The 22,705-nt window shown below is 37.6% G+C and carries 19 protein-coding genes; 12 read left to right on the forward strand and 7 right to left on the reverse strand.

Annotation, left to right across the window (positions count from 1 at the left end; genetic code table 11):
* Window positions 1-50: 50 nt before the first annotated feature.
* From B4F31_RS10770 to B4F31_RS10790, 5 genes are all read right to left on the reverse strand, one after another.
* Window positions 51-845 carry an undecaprenyl-diphosphate phosphatase gene (locus B4F31_RS10770; RefSeq protein WP_075325630.1) on the reverse strand — a complete coding sequence of 265 codons (795 nt, stop codon included), beginning with the start codon at window positions 843-845 and terminating at the stop codon, window positions 51-53.
* A gap of 6 nt (window positions 846-851) precedes the next feature.
* On the reverse strand, window positions 852-1,103 hold the full coding sequence (locus tag B4F31_RS10775; protein ID WP_075325631.1) for a DUF3098 domain-containing protein: 252 nt from the start codon (window positions 1,101-1,103) through the stop codon (window positions 852-854).
* Between the two features lie 161 nt (window positions 1,104-1,264).
* The gene (locus B4F31_RS10780) at window positions 1,265-1,600 is read right to left on the reverse strand and encodes a hypothetical protein (RefSeq protein ID WP_075325632.1); all 336 of its coding nucleotides are present in this window, start codon (window positions 1,598-1,600) and stop codon (window positions 1,265-1,267) included.
* 215 nt (window positions 1,601-1,815) lie between these two features.
* Complete coding sequence (locus B4F31_RS10785) at window positions 1,816-2,445, reverse strand: metallophosphatase domain-containing protein (protein ID WP_075325633.1); 630 nt, start codon at window positions 2,443-2,445, stop codon at window positions 1,816-1,818.
* A 72-nt stretch (window positions 2,446-2,517) separates the two neighbouring features.
* A complete protein-coding gene (locus tag B4F31_RS10790) occupies window positions 2,518-2,733 on the reverse strand; it encodes a hypothetical protein (protein WP_075325634.1) in 216 nt (71 codons plus the stop codon).
* A gap of 181 nt (window positions 2,734-2,914) precedes the next feature.
* Here B4F31_RS10790 and B4F31_RS10795 point away from each other — a divergent pair, with 181 nt between their 5' ends.
* The gene (locus B4F31_RS10795; protein WP_286761303.1) at window positions 2,915-4,432 is read left to right on the forward strand and encodes a hypothetical protein; all 1,518 of its coding nucleotides are present in this window, start codon (window positions 2,915-2,917) and stop codon (window positions 4,430-4,432) included.
* Here B4F31_RS10795 and B4F31_RS10800 read toward each other — a convergent pair.
* A complete protein-coding gene (locus B4F31_RS10800; RefSeq protein WP_075325636.1) occupies window positions 4,429-5,259 on the reverse strand; it encodes a universal stress protein in 831 nt (276 codons plus the stop codon). The two genes, B4F31_RS10795 and B4F31_RS10800, sit on opposite strands and share 4 nt — an antisense overlap.
* Before the next feature lie 159 nt (window positions 5,260-5,418).
* Between B4F31_RS10800 and rimP the strand changes: the two genes are divergently transcribed.
* Genes rimP through infB form a run of 3 tightly spaced genes read left to right on the forward strand, consistent with a single transcriptional unit; the run spans window position 5,419 to window position 9,934 of the window.
* Window positions 5,419-5,880 (forward strand): ribosome assembly cofactor RimP, encoded by a 462-nt coding sequence (gene rimP / locus B4F31_RS10805; RefSeq protein ID WP_075325637.1) that lies wholly within the window; start codon window positions 5,419-5,421, stop codon window positions 5,878-5,880.
* Window positions 5,881-5,892: 12 nt separating this feature from the next.
* Entirely contained in the window at window positions 5,893-7,125 is a 1,233-nt protein-coding gene (gene nusA / locus B4F31_RS10810) for a transcription termination factor NusA (RefSeq protein WP_075325638.1), read from the forward strand.
* A gap of 55 nt (window positions 7,126-7,180) precedes the next feature.
* Window positions 7,181-9,934 carry a translation initiation factor IF-2 gene (infB, locus tag B4F31_RS10815; protein WP_075325639.1) on the forward strand — a complete coding sequence of 918 codons (2,754 nt, stop codon included), beginning with the start codon at window positions 7,181-7,183 and terminating at the stop codon, window positions 9,932-9,934.
* Between the two features lie 105 nt (window positions 9,935-10,039).
* Here infB and B4F31_RS10820 read toward each other — a convergent pair whose 3' ends face one another.
* Window positions 10,040-10,429, reverse strand: coding sequence for an SPOR domain-containing protein (locus B4F31_RS10820; RefSeq protein WP_075325640.1), 390 nt, complete (start codon window positions 10,427-10,429; stop codon window positions 10,040-10,042).
* 222 nt (window positions 10,430-10,651) lie between these two features.
* On the opposite strand from B4F31_RS10820, the gene B4F31_RS10825 reads away from it, so the two are divergent.
* Genes B4F31_RS10825 through B4F31_RS10860 form a run of 8 tightly spaced genes read left to right on the forward strand, consistent with a single transcriptional unit; the run spans window position 10,652 to window position 22,584 of the window.
* A complete protein-coding gene (locus tag B4F31_RS10825) occupies window positions 10,652-12,025 on the forward strand; it encodes a c-type cytochrome (RefSeq protein WP_093305063.1) in 1,374 nt (457 codons plus the stop codon).
* Between the two features lie 53 nt (window positions 12,026-12,078).
* Window positions 12,079-15,147 (forward strand): TAT-variant-translocated molybdopterin oxidoreductase, encoded by a 3,069-nt coding sequence (locus B4F31_RS10830; protein WP_286761304.1) that lies wholly within the window; start codon window positions 12,079-12,081, stop codon window positions 15,145-15,147.
* A gap of 32 nt (window positions 15,148-15,179) precedes the next feature.
* Entirely contained in the window at window positions 15,180-16,988 is a 1,809-nt protein-coding gene (gene nrfD, locus B4F31_RS10835) for an NrfD/PsrC family molybdoenzyme membrane anchor subunit (protein ID WP_093305059.1), read from the forward strand.
* Between the two features lie 5 nt (window positions 16,989-16,993).
* Entirely contained in the window at window positions 16,994-17,521 is a 528-nt protein-coding gene (locus B4F31_RS10840) for a DUF3341 domain-containing protein (RefSeq protein WP_075325644.1), read from the forward strand.
* A gap of 5 nt (window positions 17,522-17,526) precedes the next feature.
* Window positions 17,527-18,228, forward strand: a complete 702-nt coding sequence (locus B4F31_RS10845) for a c-type cytochrome (RefSeq protein ID WP_093305057.1) — start codon at window positions 17,527-17,529, stop codon at window positions 18,226-18,228.
* A gap of 25 nt (window positions 18,229-18,253) precedes the next feature.
* Window positions 18,254-19,627, forward strand: a complete 1,374-nt coding sequence (locus B4F31_RS10850) for a quinol:cytochrome C oxidoreductase (protein WP_286761305.1) — start codon at window positions 18,254-18,256, stop codon at window positions 19,625-19,627.
* A gap of 35 nt (window positions 19,628-19,662) precedes the next feature.
* Entirely contained in the window at window positions 19,663-20,730 is a 1,068-nt protein-coding gene (locus B4F31_RS10855; protein ID WP_075325647.1) for a cytochrome c oxidase subunit II, read from the forward strand.
* 27 nt (window positions 20,731-20,757) lie between these two features.
* Window positions 20,758-22,584, forward strand: coding sequence for a cytochrome c oxidase subunit I (locus B4F31_RS10860; protein WP_075325648.1), 1,827 nt, complete (start codon window positions 20,758-20,760; stop codon window positions 22,582-22,584).
* Window positions 22,585-22,705 lie beyond the last annotated feature (121 nt).

A 22,705-nucleotide genomic window follows, 5' to 3' on the forward strand; every position in this document is an offset into this window, starting at 1 on the left:
AAAGGTTTATTTGGTTTCTCCTTAGAAAAGTAATTCCAAGAAAAATTTATTTAATTATAATAAGCAACCGCTATAGAAACAATTCCTGCGATAAAACAGTATATGGCAAAATAAGAGAGCTTACTCTTCTTTACAATACTAATCATCCAGGTACAAGCTGCGAGCCCGGCAAGAAAAGAGGCAATAAAACCAATGGCTAAAATAGAGAAAGATGTTGTGCTTTCCATTAAGTTGCCATCTAAAAGATCTTTGGCTATTTTTCCTAAAATTAAAGGAACAACCATTAAAAATGAAAATCTTGCCGCTTTGGTTTTATCGTTTCCCAATAATACCGAAGTAGAGATTGTAGCGCCACTACGGGAAATTCCGGGTAAAATTGCGATTGCCTGGGCTACTCCAATAACAAAAGCATTGCTGTAACTTACAGGTTTATCGGTATTTTTGGCTTTATCGGCCAACCACAATAGTAAGGCAGTAACAATAAGCATAAAGCCTACAAAAATAATATTGCCGCCAAACAGACTTTCTAATTGCTCTTCGAAGAAAACCCCAATAATCGCAGCAGGAATCATGGAAAGAATAATCTTGAATGAAAATTTAAATTCATCGTTCCATTTAAATTGAAACAGGCCTTTAAAAATTTCTGCTACATCTTTTCTAAAAACCACAATGGTACTCAATGCCGTTGCAGCGTGGAGAATAACTGTAAAAAGTAGGGATTCACTGGGTATGCTATTATCGCCCAGCAGGGCTTTGCCAAGTTCCAGGTGGCCACTGGAAGAAACAGGTAAAAATTCGGTTAACCCCTGGATTATCCCCAGAATGGCAGCATCTAATTCGTTCAATGTAGGTTACTTTTTGGGATTTAATAAAATGGCATAAACTTCTATTGCGAAACCAAGAAGTACTAAAGTTGGAGCAAGACGAATACGCTGAAAATTATAAATATCTGGATTAAAAGAATTGGGATCCTCACTGCCACCACCGGCCATTAGAATAAAACCTAAAGCTATTACCGCCAGCCCTATAAACATAAACTGGTAATTCTTCTTTTCAAAAATGAAGTATTTTTTATGATCTGTGGGTTGCTGTTTTTTACTCATAGTAAGCGATAAGGTATAAAGCGTGTATTTTTAATTCCAGGGTTAAAGCTTCAAAATTAACTAATTTATGTTGAAACAGTAGTATTGAAATAATTAAAAATAAAATAATAAAAAAGCCATACGGTAGGGCGTATGGCTTTAGTCTTAAAGGGCTTAAAATTTTAAGCAGCGTGGTAAATGTTGTAGTGGTTCAGGATTTCCTGATAGAAATCCATGCTTTTTTCGTCTTTTTTTAGACAGGATTTTAGAAAACGTTCTAAGTCCTGGCATTCAAAAGTAATTCCTGTGTACTTACGTTTTCCAACCGGTATTTTTAAATCTACCGTTTGTTCCTTGTAATTAATTTTTACATTTTTTGCATCAAAATATTTTTTGATAATAGCACGATGCATAAGATTATAATTTGAATTCTCTTCAGAATCAAAATTATAAATACTGTAAGAAATCAGGTTTTTTACCTCATCTAATGTGGTATTTGGGTTAGTATTATTATTCATAGGTGTTGGTATTAGGTGTTAGCGTTCGCTAAATTACACCATGATTTCCTTTTCTCTGTTAAAAAAGTTCTAATAATCCTATGATTAGCAAATATTTAACGACTAAATAAACTTTTTGTATTTTTTTTAAACTTAGAAGCCATTTATGTGAGAGAAAAGTACTACAGTAAGTTTAAGGGGTTTCCCTTATAGCGATGAAACGAAGTTTTTTGTATCTAATTAATCGCTATTTCTAGTGGCGGGTGAAGATATCGGTATTTATTATCTAAACAGGACGCATTTACATATTTTGTTCCTCCTACAGTAGTAATTCCATAAGAATCGTGCACGTGGCCAAAAATATGAAACTTAATTTTTCGATTTTCTATGGTTTTAAATAGCGAAGCGCAACCAATAGACCTTCCATTATTTAAAACGTCTTTAATTTTATATGGTGGGGTGTGAGATATTAGTACGTTAGTATCTGCAGGAATTTTTTCCCAGTGAGCATCTATTTCCTGGGATTGTGGTTGGTTAAAAGCCCAGGTGCCATCACCGGGAGTTACCGGGGAGCCCCAAAATTTAATACTGTTAATTGTAATTTCACTTTCCTTTAAATAATGAACGTTTTCAGGGATAATTTCCTGAATTTCTTCTTTGCTGGATTTTTCGAAAAAGAAATCGTGATTGCCGGCAATAAAAATTTTGTGTTCATGTGGCTGTGAAGAAAACCATTTTAGAAAATCTACCACTTCCCTTTTAGTCCCTCCTTCGGTAATATCTCCCGCGTGAATTAAAATATCTCCCCCGGGAATAGGAATTTGTTCGTGCTTATTATGAGTGTCTGAAATGCAAATTAACTTCATACGTAAGGGCAAAATATAAAAAAATCCGAAAGAATGAATCTTCCGGATTTTACTCTTTTAAAACTTTGACTCTTAATTTTCTTCAGATTCTTCTTCCGAAGAAATATAGTCTTTATCTATAGGTAGTAATTTATTAGTTATTTTAGTTACAGAAAATGCCACAATTACTGCAGTAACTGCAAAAAATAGAAACTTAATAAGAAGGCTGTCGCTTAGCGCAAAACTATACACCGCAAGAAAAATTTCTACGGCAATAAATACTATTTTTATACTAAGCTTAAAAATCATAATTTCTATTAGGTTACGGGGCAAATATACAATCAAAAACCATTGAAAATTTGATACTTATAGGCTTTTGCTAAAATTTAACGCAAAGAAAACTTTGGGGTTAAATTTTTAAGTTAAAAACTCTTAAACAGTGAGGCTAAGTGTTTTGAAATTGTAAATTTCGGTCATAAAAAATGCGAGTTTGAAGAAAAAATCTAAATTATTCCTGAGTTTTATTGTTATTCTTATTGTTTTGGCTATTGCTATAATTGGAGGCAATATTTTTATTGAAAATAAAATGGAAACCGCCCTGGAAGAAAATCTTAAAAAGGCCGAATTTAAATATGAAGATCTTAATGCAAGCCTCCTTGGCAGAAGTGCATCAATAAGTAATCCCGTTTATAATAAGAACGGAATGCAAATTAATGCGGAAGAAATTAAGATAGACGGGATTGATATTTTGGAATATATAAACAATAAAAATATTGAAATAAATACCTTAAAATTTACTAAACCTGAAGTGACAATATATACTGAAGCTGAAAAAGAAAAAGACACTTCAGAAAAAGGAAATTCGGCTGAAATAGACCTTTTAATCAAATCGGTTGAGGTGGTTGATGGCAATTTTAAAATGGCTAAAAACGATTCGGTTAAAAAGCAACTTTTTGCAAATATCCCTTCCCTAAATTTAAAACAAGTAAGTGTAAATCGGGAATCTTTAAAAAGTGCACTACCTTTTAATTACGAGGATCTCGAAATGATTTCAGATAGTTTATTTTTCAATCTCAACGATTTGCATGATATGTATGTTGAAAAGATGGAAATGAATGAAAACTCTCTTATTTTCAGCAATATTGAAATGAAACCTTTATATGATAAGCAGGAATTTCAGAAACATATTCCTTATGAAAAAGACAGGTTTAATTTGAGCCTGGGAGAATTAACTTTAGAATCTTTTAACTGGAGTTTTAAGAACGATTCCCTTAGCCTGGAAAGTAGTACTACTACAATAACAAATGGCGATATTAAGATATACCGGGATAAGCAAGTGAAAGACGATCCCCGGCAAAAGCCTATGTATAGTAAAATGATTAGAGAACTGCCTTTTAAGCTAAAACTAGATACGCTTAAGGTTAATAACCTGGCAATACAGTACCAGGAGTTGGTGAATCCAAAGAGAGGGCCCGGGAAAGTAACCTTTAAAAATCTTAATGCCAGTATTTATAATATTAGTAATGTAAATATGGATGCTGAAGATTTCCCCAGAACAGATATTGATGTGCAAACTCAGTTTCAGGGGGAGGCCAAATTAAATGTAAACTGGAATTTTGATATCTCAAATAGAGCTGATGTATTCTCAATTTCCGGGCAAATGGATAGGATTTCCAGCGAAGGGATTAACCAGTTTATGGAGCCGGCCTTAAACGTGAAAGCTGAAGGTGGAATTAGAGATATACAATTTAATTTTACGGGGAACAATCAGAATTCTACCGGAGATATGAAACTGGTGTACAGAGATTTTAAAGTAGAAGTGCTGCAAAATGACGGGGAAGAAGAGAATAAGTTTCTTTCGGCATTAGCCAATCTAATTGTAAATAACGATGCCACTTCAGAAGAAAAAGAGCAGGAAGGCATAAAAACCCAACGAACCCAAAATAAATCTTTCTGGAATTACCTCTGGAAAAATGTTAGAAACGGTGCTTTAAAATCCTTTCTTTAAATTTTAAAGGTAACAACCGGCATGTTGGCGTGATTTACTAAATCTTCACTAATACTACCGTTAAAAAAATGAGCCAGACCTTTGCGTCCATGGGTGCTAATGCCAATTAAAGCTTTTTTCTGTTTCATAGCGAAATTTAAAATTCCCTTTTCTACACTCACATCATTGTAAATATGCATTTTGTAATCGTGTATATTAAAACCTGAGACAAAATTTTCTATACGCTCCCGTACTTCGGTGCTGGTAATAAAGTTATTAGGGGTGTTTATAAAAAGTAAATGGAATTTTGCTTCTATTAATTGCGCAAAGTTGTAAGCTTTCTCTAGCGTATGTTTGTTGCTGCCATCGGCATCTGTGGCAAAAATAAAATTTTCAACTTCAAAATTCCCGTGTTCATTTTTAATTACAAGTACCGGTATATTGGAAGAACGCACCACTTTTTCGGTATTACTACCAATAAACATTTCTTTAAAACCGCTTGCGCCGTGAGAACCCATAATAATTATATCACAATCATAATCCTCGCTAACTTCCATAATTCCGTCAAAAGCCTGGTGAAACATTACGGTTTCGTGAACTTTAATATCTTTTAAAAAAGGTCTTTGCATAAGTTTTGCAAACCGCTGGTGAGCCAGTTTCATAAAGAAAATAGATTCCGGTAAATTTTGGCTATTGCCGCCGGCCACAGGATCTATAAGCTGCATGGGGAGCTCTAACATATGTAGAAGATAGATCTCACTATTATGTTTTTTGGCTAATTGCGCCGCAATTTTTAGTGCGTGTTCGGCGGTATCAGAAAAGTCGGTAGGAACGAGTATCTTTTTCATTAATTCCTCTAAAAGATTAATAATGATTGCTTTATTAAAGTTAAGAATAAAATTTCATTTAAAGTCTGGTTTTCTTTCTCTGAAATTATTATTATATTTGCAGCGTTGAAACTAAAAAAGTACAGCGAGGGGACATAAAGTCCCCTCTTTTTATAAGCTATGTTGCAGGATAAAGTAGAAAATTTGTTGAAGGAAGCTTTCCAGGAAAATAATTCACTATTTTTAATAGACCTAAACATTACCAACGACAACAAGATATCTGTTGTGATAGATGGTGATAATGGGGTTTCTGTTAACGATTGTATTGCGGTAAGTCGCAAGATTGAACACAATCTAGACAGGGAAGAAGAAGATTTTTCTTTGGAAGTTAGTTCGGCTGGAGTTTCTGAGCCTTTACACCTGGAACGGCAATACAGGAAAAACCTGGGTAGAAAACTACAGGTGACTACCAATAACGAAAAAATTGAAGCAACTTTAACCCATGTAGATCAGGACGGGATTAAGCTTAACTGGAAAGCCAGGGAGCCAAAACCGGTAGGAAAAGGAAAGCATACCGTAGAAAAAGAAGCGGTATTGCCATATTCTGAGATTACAGACGCTAAAGTTATGATAACATTTTAACCTCAAATTGATATGGAAAATATCGCCTTGATTGAGTCATTTTCAGAGTTTAAAGATGACAAATTGATAGATCGTGTAACGCTTATGGCCATCCTTGAAGATGTGTTTAGAAGTGCGTTAAAGAAGAAATATGGTGAAGACGATAATTTTGATATTATTGTAAACCCAGATAAAGGGGATTTAGAGATTTGGAGAAACCGGGTTGTAGTGGCCGATGGTGAGGTAGAAGATCCTAATCAGGAAATTTCCCTTACTGAAGCCAGGAAAATTGAGCCCGATTTTGAAGTGGGTGAAGATGTATCAGAAGAAGTAAAACTTGTAGATTTGGGGCGCCGTGCAATTTTAGCTTTAAGACAAAATCTTATTTCAAAAATTCACGAACACGATAACACCAATATTTTCAAGCACTTTAAAGAGCTTGAAGGCGAAATTTACACCGCAGAAGTTCATCATATTAGGCATAGAGCCATTATTTTGTTAGACGACGAAGGAAATGAGATCGTATTACCAAAAGATCGCCAGATTCCTTCAGATTTTTTCAGAAAAGGAGATAACGTAAAAGGAATTATAGAAAGTGTAGAGCTTAAAGGCAATAAGCCCACAATTATACTTTCACGTACGGCTCCGGTATTCCTTGAAAAACTATTTGAACAGGAGATTCCTGAAGTTTTTGATGGATTAATTACCATTCAAAATGTGGTTCGTGTTCCTGGTGAAAAGGCTAAAGTAGCGGTAGATACTTATGATGATAGAATTGATCCTGTTGGTGCCTGTGTAGGTATGAAAGGTTCCAGAATTCATAGTATTGTACGCGAATTGGGGAATGAGAATATAGATGTGATCAATTTCACCAATAACGACCAGTTATATATTACCAGGGCCCTGAGTCCTGCAAAAATTACATCTATTAAATTAGATGAAGAAAATAAAACGGCCGAGGTTATGCTGAAGCCGGAAGAAGTTTCTAAAGCCATTGGCCGTGGAGGTCATAATATTAGGCTTGCCGGGCAGTTAACCGGTTACGAAATAGACGTTTTCAGAGAAGGAGTTGAAGAAGATGTAGAATTGAAGGAATTCTCTGATGAAATTGAAGATTGGGTAATTAAGGAATTTTCAAGAGTTGGGCTGGACACTGCAAAAAGTGTTTTGGAACAGGAATTGGAAGACCTTATTAGACTTACCGATTTAGAAGAAGAAACCATTCGCGAAGTAGTGAAGGTTTTAAGAGAAGAATTTGAAGAGTAGTAAAAAACTCATTGAATATATAATAATTAAAAGAGGTTAATTTAGAGGGCAATTTATGGCTGAAGCAAAAACAATGCGACTAAACAAAGTATTACGTGAATTCAATATTTCGTTAGACCGGGCTGTAGAATTTTTAAATTCTAAGGGTCACGATATTGAGGCGCGTCCTACTACCAAAATCTCATCCGAAGTTTATCAGGTGCTTTCTGATGAATTTGAGACCGATAAGTCTAAGAAAGTCGAGTCTAAAGAAGTTGGTGAGGAAAAAAGAAAGGAGAAGGAAGAATTGCGTTTAGCAAGAGAAAGAGAGCTCGAAGAAAAGCGCAAAGCCGAGGAGAAGAAAGAGGACGAGAAGCGCAAAGAAGAGGCAGTTACTGCCAGAGCTAAATTAGCCGGTCCTAAAAAAGTAGGTAAAATAGACCTGGATAAAAAACCAGAGAAAAAAGCCGAAAAAGAAGAGGAGAAACCAGCGCCAGCCGAATCTAAGCAGCCAGAGGAAGCTAAAAAGCCTGAAGCCGAAATAGAAAAGCCTGAACCTCAAAAACCTATAGAAGAAGCACCTTCTAAAGAGGAGAAAAAGCCCGAAGAAGTTTCTAAAAAAGAGGAAACTCATTCAGAAAAAGAAGAAGAGCCTAAAGAGGCTGAGTCAATGACTCATAAAACTAATTATACCAAACTTAACGGCCCTAACTTTACCGGAAAGAAAATTGACCTTTCTCAATTTAAAAAACCGGAAAAGAAGAAAGACGAAAAGAAAGCTGCCGAGGAGAAGAAGGAGAAAGAAAAGCGTAAAAAGCGTCGTCGTAGAATTAGTAAAGATGTGAAGCCTGGAGCTTCAAATCAGGGTGGTGGTAAGAAAGGAGCCCCTAGAAAAAGAGCTAAACCTATTACTAAAGAAGAGCCTAGCGAAGAAGAAGTTCAAAAGCAGGTTAGAGAAACCCTTGAAAAACTTCAGGGTAAATCTGGTAAAGGTAAAGGAGCTAAATATAGAAGAGATAAAAGAGATCAACACCGTCAACGTTCAGAAGACGATCTTGCACAGCAGGAAACAGATAGTAAAATCCTTAAGGTTACAGAGTTTGTAACCGTAAGTGAAGTTGCTACGATGATGGATGTGCCGGTAACGAAAGTAATTTCGGCCTGTATGTCTCTTGGAATGATGGTAACGATGAATCAGCGTTTAGATGCTGAAACACTTTCTATTGTTGCAGATGAATTTGGGTACGAAGTAGACTTTGTAACTGCAGATATTGAGGAAACAGTAGAAGAAGTTCCTGAAAATCCTGAAGATCTTGAAGAAAGAGCGCCAATTGTAACTGTAATGGGTCACGTAGACCACGGTAAAACTTCTTTGCTGGATTATATTCGTAAAGAAAATGTTATTGCCGGGGAAAGCGGGGGTATTACACAGCATATTGGAGCCTACGGTGTAGAGCTTAAAAACGGTCAAAAAATGACCTTCCTGGATACTCCTGGTCACGAAGCCTTTACGGCGATGCGTGCCCGTGGTGCACAGATAACAGATATCGCGATTATTGTAATCGCTGCAGATGATGATGTAATGCCGCAAACCAAAGAGGCTATTTCTCACGCCCAGGCTGCCGGTGTTCCTATCGTCTTTGCTATCAATAAATCTGATTTGCCAACGGCGAATCCAGAGAAAATTAAAGAAAAACTGGCAGGGATGAACTTGCTTGTTGAAGACTGGGGTGGTAAGGTTCAGTCGCACGATATATCAGCTAAAACAGGAATGGGAGTTGAAGAACTTCTTGAGAAAGTTTTGCTGGAATCTGAAATTCTTGAATTAAAAGCTAATCCGTCTAAAACTGCAACAGGTACCGTAGTAGAGGCTTTCCTTGATAAAGGTAGAGGTTATGTAGCTACCATTATTGTGCAGGCGGGAACCTTAAAAATTGGAGACTATGTATTAGCAGGTCGCCATAGCGGTAAGGTGAAAGCGATGCACGATGAACGTGGACACGAGGTTAAAGAAGCAGGACCAGCAACGCCGGTTTCTATTCTTGGACTTGATGGTGCGCCGCAAGCGGGTGATAAGTTTAAAGTGATGACAGATGAGCGTGAAGCTAAAGATATCGCTGCTAAACGAACTCAGTTGCAACGTGAGCAGAGTGTTAGAACTCAGCGTCATATTACCCTTGATGAAATTGGACGTAGAATTGCTTTAGGTGACTTTAAAGAGCTTAATATTATCCTTAAAGGTGATGTGGATGGTTCTGTAGAAGCCTTAACCGATAGCTTCCTTAAATTATCTACTGAAGAAATTCAGGTAAATATTATTCATAAAGGAGTAGGTGCTATTACCGAAAGTGATGTGTTACTTGCCTCGGCGTCAGATGCGGTAATTATTGGATTTAACGTACGTCCTGCTGGAAATGCAAGACAGGTAGCCGATAAAGAAGAAATTGATATCAGAACTTACTCGATTATATACGATGCAATCAACGATCTTAAAGATGCGATGGAAGGAATGCTTTCTCCAGAGCTTAAAGAAGAGATCACTGGTACTGCAGAGATTAGAGAAACCTTTAAGATTTCTAAAGTAGGAACTATTGCAGGTTGTATGGTTACTTCCGGTAAAATCTACAGAAGTTCTGGAATACGTTTAATTCGTGAAGGAGTAGTGGTGTATACCGGCGAACTTGCTTCTTTAAAACGTTTTAAAGACGATGTTAAAGAAGTAGCCAAAGGTTACGATTGTGGTATCCAGGTTAAGAATTACAACGATATTAAAGAAGGGGATGTTATAGAATCATTCCGTGAAGTAGAAGTGAAAAAGAAACTTAAATAATTAAGTTTACTCTTAAATAGAAAAAAGCGGCTATAGGGCCGCTTTTTTTATGGTTTTATTTAAAATAAATTAAAAGTCTATTTAAATTAATTTTTTGCTGAAGAATTATCTGCGTCTGGGTTTTGGAATAAAAGCAGAAGGGAAGCTTTCTTTTATTTTTAAAAGCGCCCTGTCGGCTTCCAAACGATTCCTGAAGTTACCAACCCAAACCTTATAATTAGGCGCTTCGTAAGCGATTAGTGAAGGGTATTCAAATTTGCTTCGGTAATCTTTTATTACCTCGTTTGCTTCTCCATTATTTCCGTAGAAAAGTTGAATCTTATAGCGGTCTCCAATTTCATTATTCTCGCTCATTTCAGATTTTAACTCCAAAAGTTTAGAGAGCTTATCGTCTTCACTTATATTTATCTGGCCTTCCTGAGCTGTTAAATTCAGTAAAGAAAATCCTGAAAGAAAACAACTTAAGAGTATTTTGTTTATGCTTAATTTTCTCATAGTTATTTATTTAAGGCAAAAGTATAATTTAATAACTTAAACAAGCCTGGTTTTATTATTTAGAACTGATATAAATTACCGATTAACACTTATCTAACATTCCTAAAATCGACTATAAGTATTACTTTTGTTGCCGAATTTAAGGGTACAAAGTGTTAATATTACTAAGGCTTAAGGCTTTAAAAACCGTACCAAAGTTAAGACGTTAATTCAACTTATAATATGAAAAAGGTGAAATACCGCCACTCAACTTCGCGACTATTGCTCTTAAGTGTAGCATTTTTTATCTCATTTAGCGTTTTGGGAATTGCACAGGAGGAGGCCTCTCAGGATGCCGCAGGGGAAGGCCAGGAGCAAACCGATGAATCATCGGGTGAATCTTCAGAAGCTGACGCAGCTGCTGCGTCAGATCTCGGGGATCCTGCGAATGGGAAATCTCTGTTTAATTCACTTTGTGCTGCCTGTCACAAACCATATTCCGCGGGTATTGGTCCTGCTCTTCACGGCGTTACCGAGAAGAGAGAAATGGATTGGTTGTACCGCTGGATTAAAAACAGCCAGGATTTAATTTCGTCTGGAGACGACCAGGCCGTTGCGATCTACGAAGAGTATAATCAAACCGCAATGCCGGCTTTTCCTCAATTATCAGATGCTGATATTGATGATATCCTTGCTTATGTAGAACAGCCGAAACCAGAACCTCAAGCGGCGCAAACCGGTGGGGAGTCAGGTGGAGGAGATTCTTCTGGTGGTGGTGTATCGGTAAATGTTATTCTTGCAATTTTGGTGTTCGTTCTGGTAATGCTGCTTGCGGTATTATTCCTCGTAAACAAAACACTTAGAAATTTTGCTCAGGCAAGTGGTGTTGTAGTTCCTGAAAAACCTAAAAGAAAACCAATTTGGAAGTCTTTCGTTGAAAATCAATTCCTTGTTTTAATAAGTGCTGTTTTTGGCTTACTGGTAATTGGTTGGTTTGCTTACGGCTTCTTTATGCAGGTTGGGGTAGATCAGGGTTATGAGCCAATTCAGCCAATACATTATTCACATAGAATTCACGCTGGTGATAATCAGATAGATTGTAAATACTGTCACTCTTCAGCCAGAACATCTAAGCAGGCGGGTATCCCATCGCTTAATGTATGTATGAATTGTCATAAATCAATTTCAGAAGTAGCTCCAGAAACTGCTACGGCTGAATATTCAAAAGAATTTTATGACGGTGAAATTGCAAAACTTTATGATGCTGTAGGTTGGGATCCGGCAGAACAGGATTATACTGGTGAGGAAAAACCGGTTAAATGGGTTCGTATTCATAATCTTCCAGATTTCGCATACTTTAATCACTCTCAACACGTATCGGTTGCCGGGGTGCAATGTCAGAAATGTCACGGTCCAATCGAAGAGATGGAAGTGGTTTATCAAGACGCTCCTTTAACTATGGGATGGTGTATTAATTGCCACCGTGATACCAAAGTTAGAATGGAAGGAAATGAGTACTATGAGAAAATTCACGAAGAATTGTCTAAAAAGTATGGTGTAGAGGAGCTTACAGTAGCTCAAATGGGTGGTCTTGAATGTGCCAAATGCCATTACTAAAAATTTTTTCCCGGGTGTTCGGGGTTAATAAAGAAGTTAATATCTAGATATATATGTCATCAAACAAAAAATACTGGAAAAGTGTTGAAGAGCTAAATGAAAACAGCTCTGTTGTTGAGACGCTCCAACAAAAAGAATTTGCTGAAGAGATTCCGGTTAATGAATTTCTTGGGGATAAAGATTCTCTTGAAAGTTCAAAAACTTCAAGAAGGGATTTCTTAAAATATGTTGGGTTTAGTACAGCAGCGGCCTCATTGGCTGCCTGTGAAGGTCCTGTGATTAAGTCTATTCCTTACGTGGTACAGCCAGAGCGTATTGTTCCCGGGGTGGCTAACTACTATGCCTCTACAATTGCCGATGGTTTTGATTTTGCCAGTGTACTGGTAAAAACCAGGGAAGGAAGACCTATTAAGATTGAAAATAATGAATTGTCGAAGTCTAAAAGCGGGGTTAACTCTCGTGTTCATGCTTCGGTATTGTCAATGTATGACGCTAATAGGGTGAAACGCCCAATGATTGAAGGAAGAAATGTTTCCTGGGAAGAATTTGACCGCGAGGTTGGAAATGCCCTTAATAATGTTTCTGGTGATATTGTTTTAATGACGCAAACTTTTGCCAGTCCTTCAACTACAAAATTAATCAATGAGTTTTCAGAAAAGTATCCAAATGTTCGTCACGTTGTTTACGATACGGTTTCTGAAGATGCTGCTTTAAATGCATTTCAGTCTAAATTCGGGCAACGTGCCTTACCAAATTACGATTTTTCTAAAGCTGAAACCATAGTTTCTGTTGGAGCCGATTTTCTTGGTGACTGGCAGGGTGGTGGTTATGATGCGGGCTATGCCAAAGGTCGTGTGCCGAAAGAAGGCAAAATGTCCCGTCATATTCAGTTTGAATCTAATATGAGCTTAAGTGGTGCAAATGCTGATAAGCGTATTCCTGTAACACCATCTCAGCAAAAAGTTGTTTTGGCTGCGCTTTATGGATATGTTGCAGGTGGATCTTCTACCAGCAATTTACCTGCTAAAATTGACGATGCGGTTGTAAAAGCGGCTCGTCAATTAAGAAAGGCCGGAAGTGGAGCTGTTGTGGTTTCTGGAATTCCTGATGATAATGCGCAGGCTTTAGTACTTGCAATTAATGAAGCTCTTGGAAGTGGTGTTATGGATACCGCTAATGCAAGAATGATTCGCCAGGGTAATTCTCAGGCGGTAATGCAAGCTGTAAAAGATATGAAATCTGGATCTGTTGGTGCAGTGTTGATGGCTGGGGTAAATCCTGCTTATTCGTTGCCAAATGGAGAAGAATTCGCTGAAGCTCTTGCAAATGTAGAAGTTTCTCTTGCCTTTAGTATGAGCCCAGATGAAACTGCTAAACTTTGTAAATATGTAGCCGCGACTCCTCATTACTTAGAGAGTTGGGGTGATATTCAATATACTACTTCAAACTTTAGTTTAATGCAACCTGCAATTAGACCATTGTTTGATACCAGACAATTTCAGGATTGTTTGTTGAAGTGGACAGATAATAATCAATCTTACCACGATTATATAAAAGAAACCTGGAGTGGTAATATTTCTTCATGGAATACTGCCCTTCACGATGGTGTTTTTGGAGCAACCTCGCCTGTAAATGTAGAAACTGCTGAAGGTTCCGGGTCTATAAATGTGACCACGGCGGCCAGTGAATTGGTACGTTCTGCAGAAGGTGAAGGTATGGAGTTAACGCTTTATACAAAACCATCTATGGGTGATGGCCAACAGGCTAACAACCCGTGGTTGCAGGAAATGCCAGACCCTCTAACCAGGGCATCCTGGGATAATTATCTAACGGTTTCTAAATCTGATGCTGAAGCTTTAGGTTTAGAAAATGATAGTGATTCTAATGGAGGTTTAAACGGAAGCTATGTTAACGTAACTGTAGATGACACAACCGTTAATAATGTTCCTGTAATTATTCAACCGGGACAGGCTAAAGGTTCAGTAGGACTTGCGCTTGGTTATGGTAAGAAAGAAGGATTGCAAAAAGAAATGCAGGTAGGTGTAAACGCTTATCCTTTATATAAGAATTTAAATGCTGTGCAGTCGGTAACTATTGAAAAAGTTTCCGGAATGCACGAATTTGCCTGTGTGCAGCTTCACAATACTTTAATGGGACGTGGAGATATTATAAAAGAAACCACGCTAGAAATTTTCAATACAAGAAATGTTAGCGAATGGAATTCTGTTCCAAATGTTTCTTTAGATCACGTTGAAAAACCGGTAACTTCTCCTGAGGTTGATATGTGGGATGGTTTTGACCGTAGTATTGGTCACCATTTTAATCTTTCAATAGATCTTAATGCGTGTACCGGTTGTGGTGCCTGTGTTATTGCCTGCCACGCCGAAAATAATGTTCCGGTTGTAGGTAAAAGTGAAGTTAGAAGATCTCGTGATATGCACTGGTTGCGTATTGACAGGTATTATTCTTCTGAAGATACTTTTATAAACGATCTGGATAAAAAAGAAAATATCTCTGGTTTAGGAAGTTCTCTTTCTGAATTTGGGGAATTGGAAGAGCCTGCAGATAATCCGCAGGTAGTATTCCAACCTGTAATGTGTCAACACTGTAACCACGCTCCTTGTGAGACTGTGTGTCCTGTTGCTGCAACTTCTCACGGAAGACAGGGGCAAAACCAAATGATCTATAACCGTTGTGTAGGTACAAGATATTGTGCAAACAACTGTCCTTATAAAGTGCGTCGTTTCAACTGGTTTAATTACGCTCAAAACGAAGAGTTTGATTACCATATGAATAATGACCTAGGAAGAATGGTTATTAATCCTGATGTAACAGTGCGTTCTAGAGGGGTTATGGAAAAATGTTCTATGTGTATTCAAAAAACACAGAAAACAATTCTTGATGCCAAGCGTGAAGGAAGAGAAATTGAAGATGGTGAATTCCAAACGGCTTGTTCTGCTGCTTGTGATAAAGGCGCTATGACCTTTGGTGATATTAACAAAGAAGGAGCAGTAATTCGCGATAGAAAAGAAGATGATAGAATGTATCACTTGTTGGAATATGTGGGTACTAAACCTAATGTGATGTACCAAACAAAAGTTAGGAATACAACAGAAGCTTAATAAATTAATAAAGAAATCAATTAAAAAAGGATATGTCTCATTACGAAGCACCTATACGAAAGCCTTTAGTTACCGGGGATAAAAGCTACCACGACGTTACCGTGGATGTGGCTGCGCCGGTAGAAGGAAGGGCGAATAAATCCTGGTGGATTGTCTTTTCAATTGCCCTTGTTGCCTTTCTTTGGGGTGTAGGTTGTATAATTTACACTATTTCCACAGGTATTGGTACCTGGGGGCTTAATAAAACTGTAGGCTGGGCCTGGGATATTACCAACTTCGTTTGGTGGGTAGGTATTGGTCACGCCGGGACGCTAATTTCGGCTGTACTTTTATTATTCAGGCAAAAATGGAGAATGGCAATTAACCGTTCTGCAGAGGCGATGACAATCTTCTCTGTAATGCAGGCTGGTTTGTTTCCTTTAATTCACATGGGTCGTCCCTGGTTAGCTTATTGGGTACTTCCTATTCCTAACCAATTTGGTTCGTTATGGGTTAACTTTAACTCGCCACTGCTTTGGGATGTATTTGCGATATCAACTTATCTTTCGGTTTCGCTTGTGTTCTGGTGGACAGGTTTACTTCCCGATTTTGCAATGATTCGTGACCGGGCAATTACTCCTTTCAATAAAAAGATCTACGGAATTCTAAGTTTCGGTTGGAGTGGGCGTGCAAAAGACTGGCAACGTTTTGAGGAAGTTTCTTTGGTACTTGCCGGGTTGGCAACTCCATTAGTACTTTCAGTACACACTATTGTATCTTTTGACTTTGCTACATCTGTTATTCCGGGATGGCACACCACAATTTTCCCTCCTTACTTTGTTGCAGGAGCGGTATTTTCTGGTTTTGCAATGGTGAACACCCTTCTTATTATTATGAGAAAAGTTTCTAATCTTGAGCATTATATTACAATACAGCATATTGAATTGATGAACATAGTAATTATGATCACCGGTTCTATTGTTGGGGTTGCTTATATTACCGAGCTTGTTATTGCTTGGTACTCTGGAGTGGAGTACGAACAATATGCCTTCCTTAACCGGGCAACAGGACCTTATGCCTGGGCTTATTGGGCAATGATGACCTGTAACGTATTTTCTCCACAGTTTATGTGGTTTAAGAAACTACGTACCAGCATTATGTTCTCGTTCTTTATCTCTATCGTGGTAAACATCGGGATGTGGTTTGAGCGTTTTGTGATTATTGTAACTTCACTTCACCGTGATTACCTTCCATCTTCCTGGTCAATGTTTTCTCCAACCTTTGTAGATATTGGTATTTTTATTGGAACCTTAGGATTCTTCTTTGTATTGTTCCTTTTATATGCGAGATCGTTTCCAGTAATTGCTCAAGCGGAAGTAAAAACAATACTTAAATCATCTGGATCTAAATACAAAAAGCTTAGAGCCCAGCATGGAGATGATGTTAAACATTATACTCCTGTAAATGTAGGTGAGCCTAAACAGAATATCGCTAATAAGGTTGATAAAAAAATGGATGATGAAGATGCTTATAAAGAAGGCGATAATGATGGGCATAATGAAACGGTAAATGCAGATGCATTAACGCTGTCTGAAGTTCAAAAGGATAGAATAGACGAAATGTTAGAAAGAACAGGTTCATTTAATCCTGAGAATCAAACGGCAGACGAACTACAAAAACTTAAGGCAGTAGGTCCTTTCCTTGAACAGCGTTTACATCAGGTAGGTCTTTATACCTATGTTCAGGTAAGTAAACTTACCCAGGATGATTTTGAATTGCTTGATGAAGTAATAGAGAACTTCCCTAATTCAGCACAACGTGAAGATTGGGTAGCACAGGCAACTGAACTAAAAAATAAGTAATTAAGATGGCATCAAAAGTTATACACGCTATTTATAATGATGACGACCTGCTTTTGCAAGCTGTAAAGCAGGTAAGAGAGGCCCGTTATCATATTGGTGAAATTTATACTCCAATGCCTGTTCACGGTTTGGATAAAGCTATGGGCCTTGCGCCAACAAGACTTGCTATAACATCTTTTCTATACGGTGTAGTAGGGTTTGTAGTTGCAGTTGCAATGATGAATTTTATAATGATTGAAGACTGGCCTCAGGATATTGGAGGGAAGCCAAGTTTCAGTTTTATTGAAAATATGCCCGCCTTTGTGCCAATTATGTTTGAGCTTACCGTGTTTTTTGCAGCTCACCTTATGGTAATTACTTTTTATATGAGAAGTAAATTGTGGCCATTTAAACAAGCTGAAAATCCCGATGTTAGAACAACCGATGATATGTTCTTGATGGAAATAGATGCAGCAAATCATAACGTAGACGAATTAACCAAATTCCTTTACGATACCGGTGCCGCTGAAATTAAATTAATAGATAATAAATAGCCAGAATGAGAAATTTGTTCTATAAAGCGATAATATTGTTCCTGGTTGGGGGCTTTGTAATGTCTTGTGCAGATAGCGACAAGCCTAATTACCAGTTTATGCCAGATATGTATGAGCCTATAGGTTATGAGGCGTATGGAGAATATGATATTTTTCAAAATGGACAGGAAGCAAAACTCCCTGTAGAAGGTTCTATCCCTAGAGGATGGATGCCTTACGATTATGAAAATACCCCAGATGGAATGGCAAATGCCAAAGCCAACCTTAATAATCCGTTGCCTTATACAGAAGATAATCTAAATGAAGGAAAACAATTATATACCATATATTGTGCAGTTTGTCACGGAGATAACGGTGATGGCCAGGGTATTCTTGCCGAAAGGGAGAAAATACTTGGGGTTCCAGCTTACGATGATGCCGGGCGGGCTATTACCGAAGGTAGTGTTTACCACGTAATCTACTACGGATTAAATACCATGGGTTCTTATGCCTCGCAAACCAGTGAAGAAGAGCGTTGGAAGATTACGCATTATGTGATGAATCTTAAGAACGAGTTAGAAGGTGGTGAAGAAATTCCTTTTGAAGAAGTAAAAGAAGCCTCTATTGCCGAAGCAAACCCAGTAGAAGTAGAAAGAGCTCAGGAAAATGCTGAAGAGGTACAGGGAGAAGGAGCTGTAACCGGCGCTGAAGAGCAAAACAATAATTAAGAATAAAGCATTTAGATCTATAAATATGTACACGCTATCCAGTAAATTAAAATTAACAGCAATTATTTTTATGATTGTTGGTGCCATTGGGCTCGTGATTGGGTTTTTACAGGCGCCATCAAATTTGGATGATGTTAGGGAAATGATGGCTGCAGAAGAGCATCACGGTGAAACATCTCATGCCGAAGAAGGGGAAGCTAACTTCGCTGAAGCGGAACACGGGATGTTGTTAGATGATGAGCCTGGTAGAAATGCAGAGGGTGATCACGCTGCAGAAGCAGGCGCGCATGATACCGAACATCTTGAGCATAAATTACACCAATTGCAGAATAAGCCCTGGGCGGCAATTTATGTAGCAGCATTCTTTTTCTTTATGATCTCTTTAGGTGTTTTAGCTTTTTATGCTTTACAATATGCCTCGCAGTCAGGTTGGTCTCCGGTTTTATTTAGGGTTATGGAAGCCATTTCGGCTTACATTGTTCCCGGCGGGATCATTATGTTTGTACTTTTAGCACTTTCCGGTTTTCATTTGAACCATTTATTTGTATGGATGGATCCTAAAGTTGTAGCGCACGATGAGATTATTCAAAATAAAACAGCATTTCTAAATGTACCTTTCTTCTTAATAAGAGCAGCCATATTTTTAGCTGGTTGGTTCTTATTTAGACATTTCTTAGTAAGAAACTCAAGAAGATTAGATGAGGCAACAGATAACTATTACTTTAAAAAGAACTTTAAACTTGCAGCAGGATTTTTAGTATTCTTCCTTATTTCAGAATCTATTATGAGCTGGGATTGGATTATGAGTTTAGATCCGCACTGGTTTAGTACTTTATTTGGATGGTATGTATTCTCAAGTATGTTCGTTTCAGGAATTACTGTAATTGCTTTAGTAAGTATTTATCTAAAATCAAGAGGTTATTTACCATTTGTTAATAATAGCCATATCCACGATTTGGCCAAATATATGTTCGGTATAAGTATTTTCTGGACCTACCTTTGGTTCTCACAATTTATGCTTATTTGGTATTCAAATATTCCAGAAGAAGTAGTTTACTTTATTAGTAGGATTGAAAATTATGGGTTACCATTCTTTGGTATGGTAGTGTTAAACTTCCTATTCCCATTGCTTGTATTAATGAATAGTGATTATAAAAGAGTAAACTGGTTTGTGGTAATGACGGGTATCGTTATACTTATAGGTCATTATCTTGATGTATTTAATATGGTAATGCCGGCAACTGTGGGAGAATCATGGTTTATTGGAATTCCTGAGATAAGTGCAGTACTTTTCTTTGGAGGATTGTTTACTTTTGTGGTCTTTAGCGCGCTAACTAAAGCTCCGTTACTTGCTAAGCGCAACCCATTTATAAAGGAAAGTGAACATTTCCACTATTAATAAAAGATTTGATTGTTTAAAGAAGAACTTATAAAATGACCGTATTTTTAGTAATAATAGTATTAGCCCTTTTGGCCGTTACCGGTTGGCAAATGTCTAAGATTTTTCAGATGTCTCAGGGGCCGGGAGCCGAGAGTTCTGAAATAGCTAACGACAACGATAATAGACAACAAGCCAAACTAATGCTTTGGTTTATGATCTTTATCTATGTAGGTATGGCTTATAGCTTTTGGCATTGGAGTAAATTATACCTTCCAGAAGCTGCTTCAGAACATGGAAACCAGGTAGATACTTTAATGTTTATTTCCATCGGACTTATTATGGTGGTGCAGGTTATTACCCAGGCCTTGCTACACTGGTTCGCTTATAAATATCAGGGGAAAAAAGGGAAAAGAGCACTCTTTTTCGCCGATAACGATAAACTTGAATTTATCTGGACTATTATTCCGGTAATTACTCTTGCAGGTTTAATAATCTATGGATTATTTACCTGGAGTGATATTATGAATATTAGTGAAGATAATGATCCCATTGTTGTTGAAATCTATGCCAAGCAGTTTAGCTGGCAAGCCCGGTACGCTGGAGAAGATAATACTTTAGGGGAAGCTAACGTGCGTTTTATTGAAGGGATAAACACTGTAGGATTAAATGAGAATGATCCTTATGCAGATGATGATAAGATTACAACAGAGCTTCACCTCCCAGTAGGAAAGGAAGTATTGTTTAAATTTAGATCTCAGGATGTATTACACTCTGCTTATTTTCCTCACTTTAGAGCTCAAATGAACGTAGTACCCGGTATGGTTACCCAGTTTGCTTTTACTCCAGATATTACTACTGAAGAAATGAGGAATTCAGAGTATATGGTAGATAAAGTAAAAACCATTAATGAAATTAGAAAAGATAACAGCGAGGCTTTAATGGCAGAAGGAGAAGCGCCATTAGATTCCTACGAATTTGATTACTTCCTGCTTTGTAACAAGATTTGTGGTGACGCGCACTACAATATGCAGATGAAGATTATTGTTGAAAGCGAGAAAGATTATAACGAATGGTTGAGTAAACAGGATACGTTTGCTTCAACTTTGGAATCACAAGAATAACAGAACTAAAAAGAATATAATTTAGATATGTCAGCAATAGCAACAGCACCGGCTCACGATCACCACGACGATCACGGACATCATCATAAACAAACTTTTATTACTAAATATATATTTAGTACAGATCATAAGATGATTGCCAAGCAATATCTTATTACAGGTATATTAATGGGAATTGTAGGGATTATGATGTCCGTACTTTTCCGTATGCAATTAGCCTGGCCAGAAGAATCTTTTATGCTTTTTGAATGGCTACTGGGAGATAAATGGGCTCCAGACGGAGTAATGACTCCTTCTATTTACCTTGCTTTGGTAACCATTCACGGTACTATTATGGTATTCTTTGTACTAACTGCCGGTTTAAGTGGTACGTTTAGTAACTTATTAATTCCGCTTCAAATTGGCGCACGGGATATGGCCTCTGGCTTTATGAACATGCTTTCATACTGGTTGTTTTTTATCTCTTGTGTGATTATGCTTAGTTCATTATTTATAGAATCTGGTCCTGCATCTGCCGGGTGGACAATTTATCCGCCGCTTAGTGCACTACCTCAGGCTATTGGAGGTTCAGGAATGGGAATGACTCTTTGGTTAATTTCTATGGCTATCTTTATTGCATCATCACTTTTAGGTTCTCTTAACTATATTGTTACTGTTCTTAATCTTAGAACCAAAGGAATGTCTATGATGAGACTTCCACTTACCATTTGGGCATTTTTTGTTACCGCTATTATTGGTGTGGTTTCCTTCCCGGTATTACTTTCGGCAGCACTATTACTTATAATGGATAGAAGTTTTGGAACTTCCTTCTTCCTTAGTGATATTTATCTTGAAGGAGAAGTGTTAAGCCACCAGGGAGGTTCTCCGGTTTTATTTGAACACTTGTTCTGGTTCTTAGGTCACCCCGAAGTTTATATTGTAATTCTACCTGCAATGGGTATTGTTTCAGAAGTTTTAGCAACAAACTCTCGTAAACCAATTTTTGGTTATCGTGCGATGGTTGCTTCAATTTTAGCAATTGCATTCCTTTCTACAATCGTATGGGGTCACCATATGTTCGTTTCAGGGATGAATCCATTCTTAGGTTCTGTATTTACATTTACAACCTTATTAATCGCAATTCCTTCTGCAGTAAAAGCCTTTAACTGGATCACTACGCTCTGGAAAGGTAACCTGCAAATGAACCCTGCGATGCTGTTTTCAATCGGTTTTGTTTCAACATTCATCACCGGTGGTCTTACAGGAATTATCCTTGGAGATTCAACATTAGATATTAACGTTCACGATACATATTTTGTAATTGCCCACTTCCACCTGGTAATGGGTATCTCTGCCATCTACGGTCTTTTAGCCGGGGTTTACCACTGGTTCCCTAAGATGTTTGGCCGCATGATGAACAAGAACCTTGGTTATGTTCACTTCTGGATAACCGCAGTGGGTGCTTACGGGGTATTTTTCCCAATGCACTTTATAGGTCTTGCAGGTTTACCAAGACGATATTATACAAACACGGCATTTCCATACTTTGATGACCTTGCCGATGTTAACGTGATTATCACTGTTTTCGCCCTTATTACAGCGGGTGTTCAGGTTGTATTCCTATATAACTTCTTTAGTTCAATTTTCTTCGGACAAAAAGCTACTCAGAACCCTTGGAATTCAACTACTTTAGAATGGACTACTCCGGTAGAGCATATTCACGGAAATTGGCCTGGTGCAATTCCTTCAGTATACCGTTGGTCTTACGATTATAGTAAGATGAATCTTGAGGGTACAGATTACGTACTTCCTGGTCAGGATTTTGTTCCGCAGAATGTTCCGCTTCAGGATCACGAAGAAGAATTGAATCATTAAAACTGAATAAAATAAATTTTAAAACCTCTTCGTCAACGGAGAGGTTTTTTACTTTTTATAGGTTTTGTAAATACATTTTAATTGAATTTATAACTTAAGTTCTTTTAAATTTGGCCCGCGC

This window comes from Salegentibacter sp. UBA1130, from assembly GCF_002311535.1.
GTDB lineage: Bacteria > Bacteroidota > Bacteroidia > Flavobacteriales > Flavobacteriaceae > Salegentibacter > Salegentibacter agarivorans.

Coding starts and splice junctions, on each gene's coding strand:
- B4F31_RS10790 (WP_075325634.1), bottom strand. CDS start 2,733: ATGATTTTTAAGCTTAGTATAAAAATAGTATTTATTGCCGTAGAAATT.
- B4F31_RS10820 (WP_075325640.1), bottom strand. CDS start 10,429: ATGAGAAAATTAAGCATAAACAAAATACTCTTAAGTTGTTTTCTTTCA.
- B4F31_RS10775 (WP_075325631.1), bottom strand. CDS start 1,103: ATGAGTAAAAAACAGCAACCCACAGATCATAAAAAATACTTCATTTTT.
- B4F31_RS10830 (WP_286761304.1), top strand. CDS start 12,079: ATGTCATCAAACAAAAAATACTGGAAAAGTGTTGAAGAGCTAAATGAA.
- B4F31_RS10860 (WP_075325648.1), top strand. CDS start 20,758: ATGTCAGCAATAGCAACAGCACCGGCTCACGATCACCACGACGATCAC.
- B4F31_RS10850 (WP_286761305.1), top strand. CDS start 18,254: ATGTACACGCTATCCAGTAAATTAAAATTAACAGCAATTATTTTTATG.
- nusA (WP_075325638.1), top strand. CDS start 5,893: ATGGAAAATATCGCCTTGATTGAGTCATTTTCAGAGTTTAAAGATGAC.
- B4F31_RS10780 (WP_075325632.1), bottom strand. CDS start 1,600: ATGAATAATAATACTAACCCAAATACCACATTAGATGAGGTAAAAAAC.
- B4F31_RS10855 (WP_075325647.1), top strand. CDS start 19,663: ATGACCGTATTTTTAGTAATAATAGTATTAGCCCTTTTGGCCGTTACC.
- nrfD (WP_093305059.1), top strand. CDS start 15,180: ATGTCTCATTACGAAGCACCTATACGAAAGCCTTTAGTTACCGGGGAT.
- rimP (WP_075325637.1), top strand. CDS start 5,419: ATGTTGCAGGATAAAGTAGAAAATTTGTTGAAGGAAGCTTTCCAGGAA.
- B4F31_RS10825 (WP_093305063.1), top strand. CDS start 10,652: ATGAAAAAGGTGAAATACCGCCACTCAACTTCGCGACTATTGCTCTTA.
- B4F31_RS10800 (WP_075325636.1), bottom strand. CDS start 5,259: ATGAAAAAGATACTCGTTCCTACCGACTTTTCTGATACCGCCGAACAC.
- B4F31_RS10840 (WP_075325644.1), top strand. CDS start 16,994: ATGGCATCAAAAGTTATACACGCTATTTATAATGATGACGACCTGCTT.
- B4F31_RS10785 (WP_075325633.1), bottom strand. CDS start 2,445: ATGAAGTTAATTTGCATTTCAGACACTCATAATAAGCACGAACAAATT.
- infB (WP_075325639.1), top strand. CDS start 7,181: ATGGCTGAAGCAAAAACAATGCGACTAAACAAAGTATTACGTGAATTC.
- B4F31_RS10845 (WP_093305057.1), top strand. CDS start 17,527: ATGAGAAATTTGTTCTATAAAGCGATAATATTGTTCCTGGTTGGGGGC.